General features: G+C 71.3%; 18 protein-coding genes and 1 riboswitch. Of the genes, 4 read left to right on the top strand and 14 right to left on the bottom strand.

The annotated features are described in order from the left end of the window. Positions 1-21: 21 nt before the first annotated feature. From bsaP to bioD, 3 genes are all read right to left on the bottom strand, one after another. Positions 22-231, bottom strand: coding sequence for a biotin synthase auxiliary protein BsaP (gene bsaP / locus AB0H12_RS07020; protein WP_499621415.1), 210 nt, complete (start codon positions 229-231; stop codon positions 22-24). Further along, positions 228-1,244, bottom strand: coding sequence for a biotin synthase BioB (gene bioB, locus AB0H12_RS07015; protein WP_499621413.1), 1,017 nt, complete (start codon positions 1,242-1,244; stop codon positions 228-230). The genes bsaP and bioB overlap by 4 nt, the downstream gene beginning before the upstream one ends. Positions 1,245-1,350: 106 nt before the next feature. Next, the gene (gene bioD, locus AB0H12_RS07010; protein WP_499621412.1) at positions 1,351-2,067 is read right to left on the bottom strand and encodes a dethiobiotin synthase; all 717 of its coding nucleotides are present in this window, start codon (positions 2,065-2,067) and stop codon (positions 1,351-1,353) included. A gap of 60 nt (positions 2,068-2,127) precedes the next feature. Between bioD and AB0H12_RS07005 the strand changes: the two genes are divergently transcribed. Further along, the gene (locus AB0H12_RS07005) at positions 2,128-2,373 is read left to right on the top strand and encodes a glutaredoxin family protein (protein WP_499621411.1); all 246 of its coding nucleotides are present in this window, start codon (positions 2,128-2,130) and stop codon (positions 2,371-2,373) included. Next, positions 2,374-2,991, top strand: coding sequence for a hypothetical protein (locus AB0H12_RS07000; RefSeq protein ID WP_499621410.1), 618 nt, complete (start codon positions 2,374-2,376; stop codon positions 2,989-2,991). Here AB0H12_RS07000 and AB0H12_RS06995 read toward each other — a convergent pair. From AB0H12_RS06995 to dnaE, 3 genes are all read right to left on the bottom strand, one after another. Further along, positions 2,971-4,239, bottom strand: coding sequence for an adenosylmethionine--8-amino-7-oxononanoate transaminase (locus AB0H12_RS06995; protein WP_499621408.1), 1,269 nt, complete (start codon positions 4,237-4,239; stop codon positions 2,971-2,973). The genes AB0H12_RS07000 and AB0H12_RS06995 overlap by 21 nt on opposite strands. After that, a complete protein-coding gene (locus AB0H12_RS06990; RefSeq protein WP_499621788.1) occupies positions 4,226-5,461 on the bottom strand; it encodes a cytochrome P450 family protein in 1,236 nt (411 codons plus the stop codon). The genes AB0H12_RS06995 and AB0H12_RS06990 overlap by 14 nt, the downstream gene beginning before the upstream one ends. Positions 5,462-5,543: 82 nt before the next feature. Further along, the gene (gene dnaE / locus AB0H12_RS06985; RefSeq protein ID WP_499621406.1) at positions 5,544-9,074 is read right to left on the bottom strand and encodes a DNA polymerase III subunit alpha; all 3,531 of its coding nucleotides are present in this window, start codon (positions 9,072-9,074) and stop codon (positions 5,544-5,546) included. Between the two features lie 213 nt (positions 9,075-9,287). On the opposite strand from dnaE, the gene AB0H12_RS06980 reads away from it, so the two are divergent. Then, positions 9,288-10,199 carry an AsnC family protein gene (locus tag AB0H12_RS06980; protein WP_499621405.1) on the top strand — a complete coding sequence of 304 codons (912 nt, stop codon included), beginning with the start codon at positions 9,288-9,290 and terminating at the stop codon, positions 10,197-10,199. Between the two features lie 12 nt (positions 10,200-10,211). Here AB0H12_RS06980 and AB0H12_RS06975 read toward each other — a convergent pair whose 3' ends face one another. Further along, positions 10,212-10,775, bottom strand: coding sequence for a TetR/AcrR family transcriptional regulator (locus tag AB0H12_RS06975; protein WP_499621404.1), 564 nt, complete (start codon positions 10,773-10,775; stop codon positions 10,212-10,214). Between the two features lie 97 nt (positions 10,776-10,872). Between AB0H12_RS06975 and AB0H12_RS06970 the strand changes: the two genes are divergently transcribed. Further along, positions 10,873-11,760 (top strand): oxidoreductase, encoded by an 888-nt coding sequence (locus AB0H12_RS06970; RefSeq protein WP_499621403.1) that lies wholly within the window; start codon positions 10,873-10,875, stop codon positions 11,758-11,760. 41 nt (positions 11,761-11,801) lie between these two features. Here the strand turns inward: AB0H12_RS06970 and AB0H12_RS06965 are convergent, their stop codons facing one another. The 7 genes from AB0H12_RS06965 to AB0H12_RS06935 all read right to left on the bottom strand — a co-directional run bounded on the left by AB0H12_RS06965 (position 11,802) and on the right by AB0H12_RS06935 (position 18,986). Further along, the gene (locus AB0H12_RS06965; RefSeq protein ID WP_499621402.1) at positions 11,802-13,016 is read right to left on the bottom strand and encodes a multidrug effflux MFS transporter; all 1,215 of its coding nucleotides are present in this window, start codon (positions 13,014-13,016) and stop codon (positions 11,802-11,804) included. A 110-nt stretch (positions 13,017-13,126) separates the two neighbouring features. Then, positions 13,127-14,062: an RluA family pseudouridine synthase gene (locus AB0H12_RS06960; RefSeq protein ID WP_499621400.1), complete on the bottom strand. Its 936-nt coding sequence runs from the start codon at positions 14,060-14,062 to the stop codon at positions 13,127-13,129. A gap of 73 nt (positions 14,063-14,135) precedes the next feature. Then, positions 14,136-14,720: a signal peptidase II gene (lspA, locus tag AB0H12_RS06955; protein ID WP_499621399.1), complete on the bottom strand. Its 585-nt coding sequence runs from the start codon at positions 14,718-14,720 to the stop codon at positions 14,136-14,138. A 23-nt stretch (positions 14,721-14,743) separates the two neighbouring features. Then, positions 14,744-16,063, bottom strand: coding sequence for an aminotransferase class V-fold PLP-dependent enzyme (locus tag AB0H12_RS06950; RefSeq protein WP_499621397.1), 1,320 nt, complete (start codon positions 16,061-16,063; stop codon positions 14,744-14,746). A gap of 40 nt (positions 16,064-16,103) precedes the next feature. Then, positions 16,104-16,218: riboswitch (SAM riboswitch) on the bottom strand. A 118-nt stretch (positions 16,219-16,336) separates the two neighbouring features. After that, positions 16,337-17,818: a potassium/proton antiporter gene (locus tag AB0H12_RS06945; RefSeq protein WP_499621395.1), complete on the bottom strand. Its 1,482-nt coding sequence runs from the start codon at positions 17,816-17,818 to the stop codon at positions 16,337-16,339. Positions 17,819-18,163: 345 nt separating this feature from the next. Further along, positions 18,164-18,445, bottom strand: a complete 282-nt coding sequence (locus AB0H12_RS06940; protein WP_499621394.1) for a DUF167 domain-containing protein — start codon at positions 18,443-18,445, stop codon at positions 18,164-18,166. After that, positions 18,438-18,986 (bottom strand): TetR/AcrR family transcriptional regulator, encoded by a 549-nt coding sequence (locus tag AB0H12_RS06935; RefSeq protein WP_499621392.1) that lies wholly within the window; start codon positions 18,984-18,986, stop codon positions 18,438-18,440. Before AB0H12_RS06935 ends, AB0H12_RS06940 begins: the two co-directional genes overlap by 8 nt. Positions 18,987-18,989 lie beyond the last annotated feature (3 nt).

Here is an 18,989-nt window from a genome sequence, read left to right as displayed (position 1 = left end):
CGTGACCAGATGCAGGGCAGGTTACCGCGCGGAGGTGATCTCGCCGTGACGGCTGCACGTGGCCGTCCACCCGGCGGGTGTCACCTGCACGACCATCCGGCGCGCGCACTCCGCGCAGAACCGCGGCGGATCGATCACACCCAGCCTCGACGCGCACGCGGAGTGGTCGGCCCCCGCGCTCGCCTTGCCGCAAAAACCGCAGTACGCCACAGCACCCAGCCCACTCGTCACAGGGTCTTGCTCAGTTCCTTGATCGGCATGGCCAGCTCGGTCAGCATGTCGAGGTCCTGCTGAGCAGGCCTGCCGAGGTTGGTCAGGTAGTTGCCGACGATGATGGCGTTGACGCCGCCGAGCATGCCCTGCTTGGCGCCGAGGTCGCCGAAGGTCAGCTCACGGCCGCCGGCGAAGCGCAGGATCGTGCGCGGCAGGGCGAGCCGGAACGCGCCCACGGTCCGCAGCGCCTCGGGGCCCTCGACCACCGGGTAGTTCTCGTACGGGGTGCCCGGGTTGGGGATCAGGAAGTTCAGCGGCACCTCGTCGGGCTCCAGCTCCGCCAGCTGCACGGCGAACTCCGCGCGCTGCTCCAGCGTCTCCCCCATGCCGATGATGCCGCCGCAGCAGACCTCCATGCCCGCCGTGCGGATCATCTTCAGCGTGTCCCAGCGCTCCTCCCACGAGTGGGTGGTGACCACGTTCGGGAAGTGCGAGCGGGCGGTCTCCAGGTTGTGGTTGTAGCGGTGGACGCCCATGTCCACCAGCTCGTCCACCTGCTCCTGCGTGAGCATGCCGAGCGAGCACGCGATCTGGATGTCGTTGCCGTCCTCGCGGATGGCCTTGATGCCGTCGCGCACCTGCGACAGCAGCCGCTTGTCCGGCCCGCGCACGGCGGCGACGATGCAGAACTCGGACGCGCCGGTCTCCGCGGTCTGCCGGGCCGCCCGCACCAGGCCGGGGATGTCCAGCCACGCCGACCGCACCGGCGAGGGGAACTGACCGGACTGCGAGCAGAAGTGGCAGTCCTCGGGGCAGCCGCCGGTCTTGAGCGACACGATGCCCTCGACCTCGACCTCCGGGCCGCACCAGCGCATCCGCACCGCGTGCGCCAGCTCCAGCAGCTCCGGGATGCGCTCGTCGGGCAGTCGGAGGACTTCGAGCACCTGTTCCTCGGTCAGCCCGACCCCCCGCTCCAGCACCTGCTCGCGGGCAACGCCGAGGACATCGACCTGTTCAGGGGCTGCGGTCACGACTTCTCCTCGTCATCCGGCGGTGGTCCGCCGTGCAGTCTGCCGCACCGGACCCGGCCCGCCCCAGCGACGTGCGTCACTGGTTCGTCCCACCACGGGCGGACCGTCAGCAGGTGTGCGGCGCGGCGAACTTCTCCGGGTCGAACGTACCGCCGAACCACGGCGACAGGCCTTCCCTGGCCCGGTCCGCGAACTCGGACCGCCCCAGCGACGCCATGCCGTCGGGCAGCACGCCGAGCAGCGGCGCGCCCGCCGCCTCGGGCAGGTCGACCAGGTTGGTGCGGGTGGCCAGGTCGGGCACGGCGGGCCAGCGGCCCACCACCACGCCGACCGACTCCAGGCCGCGGCGCAGCAGGGCCTCGGCGGTCAGCGCGGTCATGTTCAACGTGCCCAGGCCCGCGTGCGCGACGATGAGCACCGGCGCGTTGAGCGCCCACGCCGCGTCGGCGATGGTCGAGCCCGCGTCGTCGAACCGGACCAGCAGCCCGCCCGCGCCCTCCACCAGCACGAGGTCGTGCGTCTCGTCCAGCGCCACGGCCGCCGAGGCGACCTCGCTGGGGTGCAACGTGGGCCGCCCGGAGCGGCGCGCGGCCGTGGCCGGAGCCAGCGGTTCCGGGTATCGGCGCAGTTCACGGGTGGTGACGGAGCCGGCGAGGCGGACCACCTCGGCGAGGTCGCCCGGCCCGCCGTCGGCGACACCGGTCTGCGCGGGCTTGAGCACGGCGACCCGTCGACCGTCGGCCGCGGCCAGGGCCGCCAGGGCGGCGACGACCACGGTCTTGCCGACCTCGGTGCCGGTACCGGTGATCACGAGGACGCTCACGGCGACTCACCCTAGGCCTATACGGAGCGTTGCGGTCCTCCGCGTTCTACAGTCACCGCTATGAGTGAGATCGTTCTCTACGGGGCGAACTGGTGCGGCGACTGCCGGCGGGCCAAGGCATGGCTGCGGGAGCACGAAGTGCCGTTCACCGACATCGACGTCGAGCAGGACGACGCGGCCCGCGACCGCGCGATCGAACTCGCCGGCGGGCGCAAGAACATCCCCGTCATCGCGCTCCCGGACGGCCGCGTGCTGGTCGAGCCGACGAACGCGCAACTGGCCGAGGCCGTGCGGGGGCAGGCCTGAGTGGGCCGCAAGAAGCGAAGACAGGGCCGCGACGGCGCGGACGTCAGCACGCGGAGGCGCCCGCGCAACCCCCGGCCCAAGCCGAAGCCGCCCCACTGGTTGGACACGCTGGGCGGGTGGGGGTGGACCGGGCTCGTCGTGGGTGTCGTGATCGGTGCGATCGGCGCGCACTACGCGTTGTGGCACTGGGTGATCCCACCGGTCGGGGTGGTGGTGAGCCCGATCCCCGTGGTGTCGACCGTCGTGGGCTGGTTGTTCGGGGGCGGCGCGTGGGTCGCGCTCGGCGTGGCCGTGCTGAACGAGAAGACCGCGGGGAAGGTCGCGGGACTGCGCCTCGTGCGGATCGCGATCGTCTGGATGTGCGTGGCCGCCCTGTGCCTGCCTGTCGGGTGGGCGGAAGACATCATCCTCCCGACGGACTACTGGGCGGGCGTGTTCGCGGGCGCCTGGGGCCTGGTGGGCTCACTGGTGGTGTTCCCGGTGGTGGCGCTCGTCTTGTACCCGTTGTCGCGGGTGGTGAAGCCGTTGCGCGAGAAGTCGGACCAGGTCGTCGGGTGGTCGTCGATCGGCTACGGCGTGCTGCTGCTGGTCTGGGGCTCAACCCTGCTGCGCATGTGACGCCTCGGCGGCGACGACGACGGCGGCGGCGATCGCGGCCACGTCGTCGTCCGTGCTGATGAACGGCGGCATGGTGTAGATCAGGTCCCGGAACGGCCGCAGCCACACGCCGTGGTCGACGGCCGCGGCGGTGGCGGCGGCCATGTCCACCGGGTGGTCCAGCTGCACTACGCCGATCGCGCCGAGCACCCGCACGTCGCCGGGCGCGCCCGCGAGGCCCGACCGCAACCCGGCCTCGATCCGCCGCACCGACGACCGCCAGTCCTGCGCCAGCAGCAGGTCGGTCGACGCCAGGGCCACCGCCGAGGCGAGCGGGTTGCCCATGAACGTCGGCCCGTGCGCGAGCACCGGCACCTCGCCCCGGGAGATGCCGTCCGCGACCCGTGACGTGCACAGGGTCGCGGCCATCGACAGGTAGCCGCCGGTCAGCGCCTTGCCGAGGCACATGATGTCCGGGCTGATCCCCGCGTGGTCGGCGGCGAACAGCTCGCCGGTGCGGCCGAAGCCGGTGGCGATCTCGTCGAAGATCAGCAGCACGTCGTGCGCCAGCGTCAGCTCGCGCAGCACGTGCAGGTAGCGCGGGTCGTGGAACCGCATCCCGCCCGCGCCCTGCACCACCGGCTCCACGATGACCGCCGCCAGCTCACCGGCGTGCGCCTCGATCAGGTCCGCCAGCTCCTGCACGTACGCGGTCTCGAGGTCGCGCGGCGGCGCGGACGCGAACACCTGCTCCGGCAGCACGCCGCGCCACAGCGAGTGCATCCCGCCCTCCGGGTCGCACACCGCCATCGGCTGGAACGTGTCGCCGTGGTACCCCCCGCGCCACGTCAGCAGCCGCCGCTTCTCGGGCCGGCCCCGCGAGCGCCAGTGCTGCAACGCCATCTTGATCGCGACCTCGACCGACACCGACCCCGAGTCGCACAGGAACACGTGCTGCAACGGCTCGGGCGTGATCTCCACCAGCCGCGCGGACAGCGCCACCGCGGGCTCGTGGGTCAGGCCGCCGAACATCACGTGGCTCATCCGGCCGAGCTGGTCGCGCACGGCCGCGTCGAGCACGGGGTGCCGGTAGCCGTGGATCGCGGCCCACCACGACGACATGCCGTCGACCAGCTCGCGCCCGTCGTCCAGCCGGAGCCGGACACCCTCGGCCGAGGAGACCACCAGCGGCTCGTGGGTGCCCGGCATCGGGCCGTACGGGTGCCAGACGTGCGCCTGGTCCAGCTTCAGCAGCTCATCGCGCTCCACGAGGGGTCAGGCTAACCGGCAGCGACTGGAGCCCGCGGATGAGCGTGCCCGGCCGCCACTTCAGCGCGTCCGGGTCCGCGGCGAGGGCGACGTCGAACCGGTCCAGCAGCGTCCCGATCGCGATCTCGCCCTCCATCCGGGCCAGCGGCGCGCCCAGGCAGTAGTGGACGCCGTGGCCGAACGCCAGGTGCCCGGTGGCCTGCCGGGTGATGTCGAGCCGGTCCGGGTCCGGGAACCGGGAGGCGTCGCGGTTGCCGCCGGACAGCGACACCACCACCACGCTGTCCTTCGGGATGACCACGTCGCCCAGTTCCACGTCCTCGTTGGTGTACCGGAACGTGGCCTGGTTGACCGGGCTCTCGAAGCGCAGGAACTCCTCCACCGCGCCGGGCAGCAACGAGCGGTCGGCGCGCAGCTTGTCCAGCTGCTCCGGGTTGCGCAGCAGGTGGTACACGCCGTTGGCGATCAGGTTGACCGTCGTCTCGTGCCCGGCGACCAGGAGCAGGAACGCCATGGCGATCAGCTCCATCGGGTCGAGCCGGTCGCCGTCCTCGTCGGCCTGCACGAGCGCCGAGAAGAAGTCGTCACCGGGCGCGGTCCGCTTGTGCTCGACCAGCTTCGCCAGGTAGCCCGCCATCTGGGCGCCCGCCTGCTGGAGTTCCTCCGGCTCCCCGTTGCCGGCGACCAGCACGTTGGACCACACGCGGAACTCGTCGCGCTCGTCCATCGGCACGTCGAGCATCTCGCAGATCACCGTGATGGGCAGCGGGAACGCCAGCGCGTCGACCAGGTCGACGTCGCCCCGCTCCCCCGCCTCGTCCAGCAGCCGGTCGGTGATCTCCTGGATGCGCGGCCTCAGCTGCTCGACCCGCCGGGCGGTGAACGCCTTGGTGACCAGCTTGCGCAGCCGGGTGTGGTGCGGCGGGTCCATGTTGAGCATGTGCTGCACCAAGGACTCGTCGAACGCGGGCGCGTCACCGCCTTCGACCCGGTTGCGCTCCATGACCTCCGGGAAGCGCTCGAAGTGCTTGCTGAACCGCGGGTCGGCCAGCGCCGACCGCGCCTCCTCGTACCGGGTGACCAGCCACGCCTTCGTGCCTCGCGGCAGCACGATCTCCGACGCCGCCGCCTGCTCGCGCATCCGGGCGTGGTACGCGTGCGGATCGGCGAAGTACTCCTCGCCGAGCACGTCGAGACCGGCGATCTTCTCCCCCACAGGGATCCCCTCCTCGTTTGAGTTAACCCTGTTCACTCAAACGATCCGAGGCTTCCTCTTGTCCCCGATTGCGGACTTTGTCACCCGATCAGCCCAAGCACCCCGGTCCGAGTAGAGCCTTCAAATCACCCATAAGGGATGGCGTGGGCGTAACCCGGAGGGCGTCGTCCAGCTTCAGCAACGTGTTGCGGCTGCTGTTGATGACCAGGTTCAGGTGCACCTCGGTGGTGCCGGGGTGCGCGGAGAGGACTTCCTTCAGCGACGTCACCAGCTTCGGGTCGCAGCGCGACGCCGCCACCTTCAGCTTCAGCGCCTGCGCGCCCAGATCCGACAGGTCCGGCACGACCAGGTCGTTGGCGATCAGCGAGATCCGGTCCTCCCGCTTGGCCACCCGCGCCTTGACCAGAACGATCGCGTCCTCGGCCACCGACATGCCGTGCACCATGTAGCTCTTGGGGAAGAACAGCACCTCGATGCCGCCCGCGAGGTCTTCGAGCATCGCCGACGCCCACGGCTCGCCGTTCTTGTTCACCCGGCGGGTGACCGTCGCGAGGATGCCGCCCAGCGTGACCTGCGTGCCGTCCGGCACGTCGCCTTCCAGGATGCGCGGGATCGTGGTGTCCGAGTAGGAGCTGAGCACCTGCTCCACGCCGTTGAGCGGGTGGCCGGACACGTACAGGCCCAGCATCTCCCGCTCCAGCGTGAGCTGGTGCTTGGACTCCCAGTGCTCGTCGGGGATCTTGACGTCGAACACGCTCGCGCCGTCGTCGCCGCCACCGTCGCCGAACAGGTCGAACTGGCCGCGCGCCTCTTCCTTCTTGGTCAGCATGATCGCGTCGACCGCCTCGACGTGCACCATGTGCAGGCCCTTGCGCGGGTGGCCGAGCGAGTCGAACGCGCCCGCCTTGATCAGCGATTCGACGACCTTCTTGTTGCACGCCTGCACGTCGACCTTGCGCAGGAAGTCGGAGAAGTCGCCGAACTTCCCCTTCTCCTTGCGGGTCTTGATGATGGCGTCGACCACGTTCGCGCCGACGTTGCGGATCGCGCCCAGGCCGAACCTGATGTCGTTGCCGACCGCGACGAACTCGCGCTCCGACTCGTTGACGTCCGGCGGCAGCACGGTGATGCCCATCCGCCGGCACTCGGCCAGGTAGATGGCCGACTTGTCCTTGTTGTCCGAGTTCGTGGTGAGCAGCGCGGCCATGTACTCGCCGGGGTAGTTGGCCTTGAGGTACGCCGTCCAGTACGCGATCAGGCCGTACGCGGCGGAGTGCGCCTTGTTGAACGCGTAGTCCGCGAACGGGACCAGGATGTCCCACAGCGTCTTGATCGCCTCGGGCGAGTAGCCGTTGGCGATCATGCCCGCCTCGAAGCCCTCGTACTCCTTGTCGAGGATCTCCTTCTTCTTCTTGCCCATCGCGCGGCGGAGCAGGTCCGCTTGGGCCAGCGAGTAGCCCGCCACCTTCCGCGCGATCGCCATGACCTGCTCCTGGTACACGATCAGGCCGTACGTCGTGTCCAGGATCTCGGCCAGCGGCTCGCGCAGCTCCTCGTGGATCGGCACGATCTCCTGCTGCTTGTTCTTGCGCAGCGCGTAGTTCGTGTGCGAGTTCGCGCCCATCGGGCCCGGCCGGTACAGCGCGATGACGGCCGAGACGTCCTCGAAGTTGTCGGGCCGCATCAGGCGCAGCAGGTCGCGCAGGGCGCCGCCGTCGAGCTGGAACACGCCCAGGGTGTCGCCGCGGCCCAGCAGCTCGTAGGTCTTGCGGTCGTCCAGGGGCACGGTCGAGATGTCGACGTCGCCCTTGCCGTTGAGCGCGATGTTCTTCAGCGCGTCGTCGATCGTGGTCAGGTTGCTCAGGCCGAGGAAGTCCATCTTCAGCAGGCCGAGCGTCTCGCACGTCGGGTAGTCGAACTGGGTGATGATCGACCCGTCCTGCGGGCGCATCCAGACCGGGATGTGGTCGGTCAGCGGCTCCGCGGACATGATCACCGCGCAGGCGTGCACGCCCGCGTTGCGGATCAGGCCCTCCAGCCCGCGGCCGGTGTCGATGATCTCCTTGACCTGCGGGTCGGTCTCGTACAGCGCGCGCACCTCGGCGGCCTCGGAGTACCGCTTGTGCGACGGGTCGAAGACGCCGGCCAGCGGGATGTCCTTGCCCATCACGGCGGGCGGCATGGCCTTGGAGATGCGGTCGGCCACCGCGTAGCCCGGCTGCCCGTACAGCACGCGGGCGGAGTCCTTGATCGCCGCCTTCGCCTTGATCGTGCCGAACGTGATCACCTGGGCGACCTTGTCGACGCCCCACTTCTCGGTGACGTAGCGGATCACGTCGCCGCGCCGGCGCTCGTCGAAGTCGATGTCGATGTCGGGCGGGCTGACGCGGTCGGGGTTCAGGAACCGCTCGAAGATCAGGCCGTGCGCCAGCGGGTCGAGGTCGGTGATGCCCATCGCGTACGCGATCAGCGCGCCCGCGGCGGAACCGCGGCCGGGACCGACGCGGATGCCGTTGGCCTTGGCCCAGTTGATGAAGTCGGCGACCACCAGGAAGTACGACGGGAAGCCCATCTGCAGGATCACGTCGATCTCGAACTCGACCTGCTTGCGGTGGACCTCGTCGACGCCGTTCGGGAACCGGCGGCGCATGCCCTCCCAGACCTCGTCGCGGAAGTAGTCCGCCTCGGTCTTGCCCTCGGGGGTGGGGTAGCGCGGCATCAGGTTCTGGAAGGCGAACATGCCGGTGGTGTCGACCTTCTCGGCCACCAGCAGGGTGTTGCGGCACCCCTCCTGCCAGGCGTCGGAGGAGTCGATCGCGCGCATCTCGTCCGGCGACTTGAGGTGGTAGCCCGTGCCGTCGAACTTGAACCGGTTGGGGTCCGCGAGCGTCTTGCCGGTCTGGACGCACAGCAGCGCCGCGTGCGCGTCGCGGTCCTCGGAGTAGGTGTAGTGCGAGTCGTTGGTCACCACGAACGGGATGCTGAGCTTCTTGGCGATGTCCAGCAGCCCGCCCCGGACCCGGCTCTCGATCTCGATGCCGTGGTCCATCAGCTCGACGAAGAAGTTGTCCGCGCCGTAGATGTCGCGCCACTTCGCGGCGGCCTCCAGGGCCTCCTTCTCGTGGCCGAGGCGGAGCCTGGTCTGCACCTCGCCGGACGGGCAGCCGGTCGTCGCCATCAGCCCCGCCGAGTGCTCGGCGATCAGCTCGACGTCCATCCGGGGCCACTTGCCCAGCTGGCCCTCGGTGGAGGCGCGGCTGGACATCTTCATGAGGTTGTGCAGGCCCTCGTTGTTGCGGGCCCAGATCGTCTGGTGCGTGTACGCGCCGCTGGCGGAGACGTCGTCGGCCTTCTGCCCGGGGTCGCCCCACAGCACGCGCTTCTTGTTGAAGCGGGACTCCGGCGCCAGGTACGCCTCGATGCCGACCACCGGCTTGATGCCGGCGGCGGTCGCCTGCTTGTAGAAGTCGTAGGCGCCGTACATGTTGCCGTGGTCGGTGATCGCGGCGGCGGGCATGCCCATCCGCTCGCACTCGGCGAACATGTCCTTCAGCTTCGCCGCGCCGTCGAGCATCGAGTACTCGGTGTGCACGTGGAGGTGCACAAACGAGTCGGACACCCAAACCCCCCTGAAGATCGCAGCGGGCCCGGGACGAAGCGCTCGGGCAGAGACTCGCCCGACCCTATAACGCCCTCCGCGGAACACGGATGGCGGCACGCCGAGGTCACCGGGAGCGACGCCCACGTCCCTCCGCGTGCGTCGAGGTGAACACCACACGCCGTCGGCGGGCCGATGCCGCGAAGATCTCCCCAGGCGGGTAGCGTTCGAGGTGTGGTAGCGCCGGACCCCGTCGACGCCCGTCTCCTGGCCATGATCGCCGAGATGGGCCGTGCCGCCGTGCACGAGGTGGCCGCACGGCTGGGCATGGACCCCCGGGAGGCCGCCACCCGGCTGATCACGTTGTCCGGCAGCGGGTTGCCGCTGCTCGTCGGCGTGGAGTGCGACCCGAACGGCATCCGCAAGGCGCTGGCCAACAGCGTGGCGTGGGGCAACTACTCGGGACCGGGCGGCCAGGGCGCCCGTGGCACGCCGAGCGGACCGTACCCGCCCGTGCCGGGCACGGTGCACGGCACGCCGTCCGGCTCCTACCCCGGCTACCCCGGTCCGCTGGGGCCGCCGAGCACGCCGTTCCCGGCGCAGCCGCAGACCGGGCCGCAGCCCGTGGCGTCCGGTCCGGTGCGCGTGCCCGAGCCGGTCAGCACGTGGGGCGTGCCGGGCACGTCCGGCTGGGCACGCGGCGACCAGGCCCCCGCGCCGCGCGCGCGCACCGGCAAGATCGGCAGCACGTTGGAGACCGAGGGCCTGGAGGGCGCCCGGTTCACCATCCAGCTGGTCGAGGTGGTCGACCCGGCGGACTTCCTGTTCACCGCGGCCGGGTACAAGCTGGCCGACGGCGAGCGCGCCGTGGTCGTGCACACGGAGCTGGCGAACATCGGCCAGGTGCCGTTCAACGCCCTGCCCGACATGTACCTCGTGCTGATGACCAACAAGGGCGAGACGGTCGGCAAGGCGCCGGTGTCGCTGTCGTCCCGGCCGCCGCACAAGATCGGCGTGCAGCCGGGCGAGACGGCCGGCGGCCACACCGTCTACGTGCTGCCCGAGGACACCGTGATCTTCTCGGTGCGCTGGAGCTCCCGCCCCGAGACCGACCTGAACACCCTGGTCTGGACCATCGACGACTGAAGGTCGTCGCGGTCAGTCCCGGAGGATCGCGGCCACCGCCTCGACCACGACCTGGCGGCGGCGTTCCCGGCTGATGCCGGTGGCGTGCCCGGCCAGCTCCGGGGTCATCGAGCCCCACAGCGCGGACAGGTGCACGACCACCGCCAGCAACTCGACCGGCGTGAAGCGGGTCGTGAGCAGCCCCTCGTCCTGCGCCTTCGCGATCACCGCGAGCTTGTCGTTCGTGCTCGCCACCACCACCTCGACCGCCGCGTAGCCGGCGCCCTCCAGGCGGTACCACTTCGCGAGCCGCTCCTTGACCGGGTCCTCGGCGAAGCGGTCGAACAGCCTGCCCGCGTACTCCGGCAGGTTCGCCGGGTCGATCGGCGCGTCCCGCAGCGTGTCCCGCGCCAGGTCGCTCAGCACCGCGTCGAACAGGCCGTCCTTGTTGGTGAAGTAGTGGTAGATCTGCGCTTTGTTGCTCTTCGCCGCCGCCGCGATCCGGTCGACGCGGGCGCCCGCGATCCCGTGCTCGGAGAACTCCGCGGCCGCCGCGTCGAGCAGTCGTCGCCGGGTCGCCTCCGCGTCACCAACCATACCGGCCACGGTACCTGACTAACCGTCTAGTTGACAGCTCGGCGGCGGAGTGCTTACCTGGTGGAGAAGCTAACCAACTAGTCAGTTAGGAACGGGCATGAGCAAGGTCTTCCTCGTCACGGGCAGTTCGCGCGGGCTCGGCCGCCAGATCGCCGAGAGGGTGCTGGCCGCGGGCCACTCGCTGGTCGCGACCGCGCGCAGGCCCGAGCAGCTGGCCGACCTGGTCGAACGGCACGGCGTCCGGGTCCGCGCGGTGGCGCTGGACGTCACCGACCCCCGGGCCGCGCGGGTGGCCGTGGACACCGCGGTCACGGCGTTCGGCCGGCTCGACGTGGTGGTCAACAACGCCGGCTACGCCAACTCGGGCTCGGTCGAGGACACGCCCGCCGAGGACTTCCGCGCGCAGGTGGACGCCAACCTGTTCGGCGTCGTCAACGTCACCACGGCGGCGCTGCCCGTGCTGCGCGAGCAGGGCGCGGGCCACGTCATCCAGGTCTCGTCGGTCGGCGGCCGGGTGTCCACGCCGGGCCTGTCCGCCTACCAGGCCGCGAAGTTCGCGGTCGGCGGCTTCTCGGAGGTGCTCGCGAAGGAGGTCGCGCCGCTGGGCGTCAAGGTGACCGTGCTGGAGCCGGGCGGCATGCGGACCGACTGGGCGGGCTCGTCCATGACCGTCCACCCGGTCTCGCCGGCGTACGAGCAGACGGTCGGCGCCGTGAACGCGTTGCGGACCACGCTCATGGAGCGTGCCGCGAGCGACCCGGCGAAGGTGGCGGACGTCGTGCTCCGGGTCGCCGACCTCGACGAGCCGCCGGTCCGCCTGCTACTGGGCAGCGACGCGATCCGGGTCGCCGCGCAGGCGGAGCGGACCCGGGCCGAGTCGGACGCGAAGTGGCGCGAGCTGTCGGTGTCCACGGACTACGCGTCCACGGACTACGCCGACCTCACCGACGACAACACCGACCCGCTCGCCACGCTGCGCGGCTGAGCTGCGGCCCTGATGCGGTGGTGGTGGCGCGACCCGCGCGGTCAGGCCGGGGCGGCAGCGGGTTCGGTGTCCCTGGTGATGCCGATGTCGCCCCTGGTCAGGGTGGCGAACAGAATCACTGCCAGCACCGTCGCGCCCGCCATCACGGTCACCATCGGCAGCACGCTCGCCGATCCACCCGCGCCGACCAGCGGCGCCATCAGGCCGCCCACCATGAACGTCGTCACGCCCAGCACGGCCGACGCGCTGCCCGCCGCCTCCGGGTGCCGCGCCATCGCCAGCGAACCGGCGTTCGGCATGAGCAGGCCGACGCTCATCGTGAGCACGAACAGCGGTGGCAGGAACGTCGCCAGCCCACCGCCGACGAGCCCGCCGACCAGCAACCCGACCCCACCGGTCGCCGCACCCGCCAGCCCGATCTTGAGCAGCGGACGCGGCATGATCCGGCCCGTCAGCCTGGTGTTGAGCAGGCCGGCCAGGACGATCGCCACCGAGTTCGCGCCGAACACCAGGCTGAACTGCTGCGGGCTCAACCCGTACACGCCCTGGAGCACGAACGACGCCCCCGCGACGTAGCCGAACAGCGAGCCCAGGGCCAGCGCCGACGCCAGCGCGTAGCCGACGAACTTGCGGTCGGCCAGCAGCCCGCCGAACACCTTGATCGTGAGCAGCAGGTTCGCCGGACGCCGCTTGTTCCGCGGCAACGTCTCCGGCAGGCCGACGGCCAGCGCGATCAGCAGGGCCAACCCGATCAACGCGAGCGCGATGAACGTGCCGCGCCAGCTGGTGAACCGCAGCAGCTGACCGCCCAGCACCGGAGCCACCACCGGCCCCAGGCTGTTGACCAGCATCATCAACGACATGAACCGCGCCATCGCGAGACCCTCGAACCGGTCGCGCGCCACCGCCATCGCGACCACGAACCCGGCCGCCACACCGAGCCCTTGCAGCAGCCGCAGGCCGGAGAGCGCGAGCGCGCTGGGCGCCACCGCGCAGAACAGCGAGATCACGACGTAGCTGCCGATCCCGACCAGCAGCGGACGCCGCCTGCCCCACGAGTCCGACAGCGGACCCACGAGCAACTGCCCGACCGACAGACCGATGATGAACGTCGTCAGCGACAGCTGGATCTGCGACTCGGTCGAGCCGAACTCCGCGGCGATGCCCGGGAACGCGGGCAGGTAGGTGTCGATCGAGAGCGGTCCGAGCAGGCACAGGGTGCCCAGCAACGCCACCAGTCGGGACCTGTTGTCCATCGCCAACCCCTCAAACGCTCGTCTGGCAAAAGCTTCGCAAGCCAAACGATCCGGGGAAAGCGATATGTCCGAGGTCACGCGCTGGGCGCAAGTGTTTCGCCCCGGATGGCTCAATATCCTTCTGCGCGAAGGAATTCCAGCGCGGCGGCGAGGTCGTCGGGGTACTCGCTGGTGAACGACACCCACTGGTTGTCGGCCGGGTGGTGGAAGCCGAGCGTGCGGGCGTGCAGCCACTGCCGCGTGACGCCGAGGCGCTTGGCCAGCACGGGGTCCGCGCCGTAGGTGATGTCGCCGACGCACGGGTGCCGCAACGCGGAGAAGTGCACCCGGATCTGGTGCGTGCGGCCGGTCTCCAGGTGCACGTCGAGCAGTGACGCGGCGCGGAACGCTTCCACCACCTCGTAGTGCGTGACGCTCGGCTTGCCGTTGGCCATCACGGCGAACTTGTAGTCGTGCTTGGGGTGCCGGTCGATCGGCGCGTCGATGGTGCCCTTGATCGGGTCCGGGTGGCCCTGCACGAGCGCGTGGTAGAGCTTGTCGACCGTGCGCTCCTTGAACGCGTGCTTCAACGCCGAGTAGGCGTGCTCGCTCTTGGCCACCACCATGACGCCGGTCGTGCCGACGTCCAACCGGTGCACGACGCCCTGGCGCTCGGCGGCGCCCGACGTGGAGATCCGGATGCCCGCCGCGGCCAGGCCGCCGACCACGGTCGGACCGGTCCAGCCGGGGCTGGGGTGCACGGCCACGCCGACCGGCTTGTCGACCACGATCACGTCGTCGTCCTCGTGCAGGATCACCAGCCCCTCCACGGGCACGGCCTGCACCTGCACCGGGCGTTCGGGCTCGGGGAGGGTGACCTCCAGCACGGAGCCCGCGACCAGGCGGTCCGACTTGCCGGCCGGCTGCCCGTCGAGCACGACGTCACCTGATTCGGTCAACGCCGCCACCACGGTCCGGGACAGGCCGAGCAGCTTGGCCAGACCGGCGTCGACCCTCATCCCGTCCAAACCGTCCGGAACGGGAAGCGACCGGTAATCGCCGCTCATGCCCACACCTCGCCGGCGCTCGGTGCGGTCAGGGCTGGGTCGACCGCGTTGGGTGATCCGCTCGCGAACTCGCTCATGCGCCCGCCTTCTTCTCGCTGGACTTCTTCTCCACGCGGGTGCCGTCGTAATCGCGCTGGAGCAACGCCATCAGCACGATCACGCCACCGCCCACGCAGATCGCGGAGTCGGCCAGGTTGAACACGGGGAAGAAGTTGCCCCACGGGTCGAGCACCGAGATGAAGTCGACCACGCCGCCGCGCAGCGGGCCGGGGCCGCGGAAGATCCGGTCGACCAGGTTGCCCATCGCGCCGCCCAGGACCAGGCCGAGGCCGATGGCCCAGCCGACCGACCGCAGCCGGCGCGCGATCCACAGGATGAACACGACCACGCCGGACGCGATCAGGGCGAGGATCACCGTCCAGCCCTCGGCCAGGCCGAACGCGGCGCCGGTGTTGCGGATCAGCGGCAGGTAGAGCAGGCCGCCGAGCAGCTCGATCGGCTCGCGCCCCTCCAGGTTCTCCACCGCGATGATCTTGGTGACCAGGTCGAGCGCCAACACGAGCGGCGCGATGACGGCCAGCAGCAGGACCCGTCGCTTCGGCAGCGGTGCGTCCGGCTGGTCCGGCGTGTCCGGCTCGGTGTTGGGATCGGTGCTCACCGGGCCATTGTCCAGTATCGGGGTCAACGCAGGAACGGCGGGAGCGCGCGCTGGTCGTCCAGCGGCGCCCAACGGCCGTCCCGGACCTCGTACTCCCACCGCGAGCCCTCGACCACGAGCGCGCGCAACGCGGCCACGAACCGGTCCACGTGCTCCTCGGTGGTGCCCAGCCCGATCGACGCACGCAGCGCACGTTCGCCGTGGGCGAGCCGGTGCACGGCCACGTGCGCGCAGAACGCGCCGTCACGCACGCCGATGCCGTGCTCGGCGGACAGCGCGGCGGCCAGGTAGCCGGCGTCCTGGCCGCCGACGGTGAAGCTCACCACACCCACCCGGTCCTGGCCCGAGCCGAACAGCGTCAGCTCGTGCACACCGGGAACGGTCTCCAGGCCCGCGCGCAGCCGCGCCAGCAGCACGCGCTCGTGCTCGGTGGTCTGCGCCCAGTGCCTGCCCAGCACGTCGCACGCCACGGCGAGCGCGTGCACGCCGACCACGTTCGGCGTGCCCGCCTCGTGCCGCTCGGGCACCGCCGACCAGGCCACGCCCAGCCGGTCGCCGTGGTCGGTGACGTGGGCCGTCGCACCGCCGCCCACCAGGTACGGGTCGGCGGCCTGCAACCAGTCCGACCGGCCGACCAGCACACCCGCGCCGAACGGCGCGTAGACCTTGTGCCCCGACAGCACGGTGTAGTCGACGTCCAGCGCACGCACGTCCACCGGCCGGTGCGGCGCGAGCTGGGCGGCGTCCAGGGCGATCCGGGCGCCGTGCCTGCGGGCCACCCGGGACAGCTCGGCCACCGGCCAGATCTCGCCGGTCACGTTGGACGCGCCCGTCACCACGACCAGCCGCGGGCCGACCGGCGCCTCGCGCAGCGCCCGGTCCAGCTCCAGCACGGCCCGCGCGGGCGAGTCGGGCGTGCGCAGGCGGCGCACGTTCGGGCCGCGCCAGGGCAGCAGCGCGGCGTGGTGCTCGGTGTCGAACAGGATCACGGCGGTGTGCCTGGGCAGGCTCCTGGCCAGCAGGTTCAGCGCGTCGGTGGTGTTGCGGGCGAACACGACGGCGTCGCTGTCGCGGGCGTTGAGGAACCGCCGGACCGACGAGCGGGCCTGCTCGTAGACCTTGGTGCTGACCTGCGAGGCGAAGCCCGCGCCCCGGTGCACGCTGGCGTACCAGGGCAGCACCTCGTCCACGGCGTCGCGGACCTGCTCCAGGCACGGCGCGCTGGCCGCGTGGTCGAGGTTGGCGTACTCGACGCGTTCACCGGTGACCAACGGCACGCGCAGCGACGCGCCGACGACACGGGGCAGCGCGGCGGTGGTGGTGAGGGGAACTGCGATCGTCATGACGCCCTCCGGGGGTCCGGGGACACCCCGCCGGAGAGGGAGCCCGCGCTTGCCGGGCGCCCTGCGCGCCAGGCCAGGTCCTCACCAGGGGCACCCCACCGCGGTAGGAGGGTTGCCGGCCAGCAAGCCTGGGCTTAGCGCTGGCACTCATGACCTCGCCTCGAAGTTAACCCAGCCCGCGCGTCCCCGTCGAGGGGCGTTCACATCCTGGGAGCGCCACGGCGGGGTGTCGCACCTCGGGCGCGTCACGGCCGGACGTCCCATCCGGACACTTCACGGCAGGCCGACGTCGCCCTTCCAGCGCGCGAACCGACCCGCCCGGTCGACGGCGCGGATGCGGTGCTCGGTCGCCGTGCGCATGGCCTCGGTGCACACCACCAGCAGCTGGTCGTGCTCCTGCAAGCGAGTCGTCGGCTGCGGCGTGAAGCCGTTCGCGTCCCGCACCACGAGGCTCACCGACGAGCCCGGCGGCAGCCGCAGCTCGGACAGGTACACGCCGTGCAGCTTGGAGCCGGGCTGGATGCGGACCTGGAGCAGCTCCGCGCCGAGGTCGTCCAGCGCCGACGAGTCGACCTGCACCTCGTGCGCCTCGCCGGACTTGACCAGCCCCAGCCACTTGGCCAGCCACGGCAGGGTCGTGCCCTGCACCACGGTCAGCACCACGACCAGCACGAACACCGCGTCCACGAGCTGCTGCGCCCCACCCACGCCCTGGATCAGCGGGATCAGGGCGAACACGATCGGCACGGCGCCGCGCAACCCGGACCACGAGACGAACACCTGTTCCCGCCACGGCACGCGGAACGGCAGCGCCGCGCACAGCACCGACAGCGGCCGGGCCAGCAGCACCAGCACCGCGCCCGCCACCAGCGCGGGCACCAGCGCGTCGAGCAGCCGGCCGGGCGAGGCGTACAGGCCGAGCAGGACGAACAGCCCGATCTGCGCGATCCAGCCCAGCCCCTCGGCGAACGACAGGGTGTCCGCCCGGTGCGGCAGGCGGGCGTTGCCGAGCACGAGGGCGGCGATGTAGACGGCCAGGAAGCCGGACGCGTGCGCGAGGTCGCCGACGGTGTAGGCGAGCAGGCACACCGCGACCGTGGCCAGCGGGTACAGGCCGGTGGCGGGCAGCGCGGCCCGGCGCAGCCCGGTCCCGCCGACCCAGCCGAGCACGATCCCGATCACCGCGCCCGCGACCAGCTCGTAGGCCATCAGCAGCGGCGCGGTCCACGTGATCGGGTCGGGCGAGGCGAGCAGCACGACGGCGATGTAGACCGGCGCGTCGTTGATGCCGGACTCCAGCTCCAGCGCGCCGATGAGCCGCTTGCCGACGCCCACCCCGCGCAACACGCTGAACACCGCCGCGGCGTCGGTCGACGACAGCACCGCGCCCCACAGCAGTGCCGTGCGCCAGTCCATGTCCAGCAGGAAGTGCAGCGCGAACCCGGTGACCGCGATGCTCACGCCGACGGCGACCGTCGACAGCGCGATGCCGAGTCCGAGCGCGGGCTTCACCGCGCTCCACCGGGTGGTGAGACCGCCCTCGGTGAGGATCAGCACCAGCGCGACCGTGCCGAGCGAGCGGGTCAGGTCGGCGTCCTCGAACTGGATGCCCACCACGGCTTCGCCGAGCAGCACCCCGATGCCGAGGTAGAGCAGGAGGGACGGCAGACCGAGCCGGATCGACACCCTGACCGCGATGACGGAGAGCAGCAGGACCGCGGCGGCTATGCCCAAGTAGCCCGTCACATCGCCCACTCGACCTCCACGCCGCCGCTCCGTCACCCGACAGGGTCATTCTCCCTGGTGATACCGAAATGGACGAATCCGGCACCGCACGCAGCGTCACCAGCCGAGCGTCGCCGGCGCGAACCACGCAGAACCTGCGCGTGTTGACGACGGGGTCCGCCGCCCCGTCACCTCCCCCTCCCTGCTGGAGTCACGGTGCGGCTGCGAACGATCTCCATCGCGCTGGTCACCACCGGCGCGCTCCTCCGCTCCGGCGCCGGCCCGGCCACCGGGCGCAGAGCCGCCGAGCGTGGACGGGCGGTCCGACCGCGCTGGGCCCGACGCCCTCGCGCACGCCCTGCGGACGCCGGCGGCCTAGCCGTCCAGCAGCCGCGCCAGCACCTCGGCGGCAGCGGCCGGGGCGGGGTCGACCCGCACGACCTTGTCCCGGCCGCGCTCGCCGGCGACCACCTCGACGTCCTGCTTGCGCACGCCGAACGCCTTGGCCAGCGCCTTGCGGACGGCCTCGTTCGCCTTGCCCTCCACGGCGGGTGCGGCGACCGCGACGACCAGGGCGCCGTCACCCCACCGGCCGCCGACGGCCTCGCGCTTCGCGCCCGGCTTGACCCTGATCGCGAACCGGAACGCGTCAGCCACGGCACAGCACCAGCGTCAGCGTCTCCTCCAGCAACGCCCGCCGCGCCGTGACCAGGTGCGGGGTGGACGACAGCAGCTGGGCCTGCCCCAGGTAGACCGAGTAGGCGAGCACGGCCCGCCGGCGCGCGACGTCGGCGGCGAAGCCCAGCCCGACGAACAGCTCCTCCATGTAGCCGATGCGGCGCTCCGTGACGCGGCCGAGCACCGGCGCCACCGCCGGGTCGTCCTTGGCCGCGAGCATGGCCAGCTCGACCGCGCTGTGCTCGACGTCCTCCAGCACGGTGGAGAACAGCAGCCGCAGCCTCTCCAACGGCTCCGACACCGACTCCACGAGCTCGATCACGGCCTCGGTGTGCGCGCGTTCCCAGCGTTCGAGGGTGGCCTTGAGCAGGGCTTCCCGGTTGGGGAAGTGCCAGTAGGCGCTGCCCTTGGTCGCGCCCATGCGCGCCGCGAGCGGTTCCACCGCCACGGCCGCGACCCCACCCTCGACCAGCGCTTGCAGGGCCACCCGGGTCCAGTCGTCGCGCGTCCGCCGTGCCATGAC

It is taken from the genome of Actinosynnema sp. NPDC023794 (genome assembly GCF_040639675.1).
In the GTDB taxonomy this organism is placed as follows: Bacteria; Actinomycetota; Actinomycetes; order Mycobacteriales; family Pseudonocardiaceae; genus Actinosynnema; species Actinosynnema luteola.
Note: the sequence above shows the minus strand (reverse complement) of the source record. Positions and strands in the feature narration are given on the sequence as shown.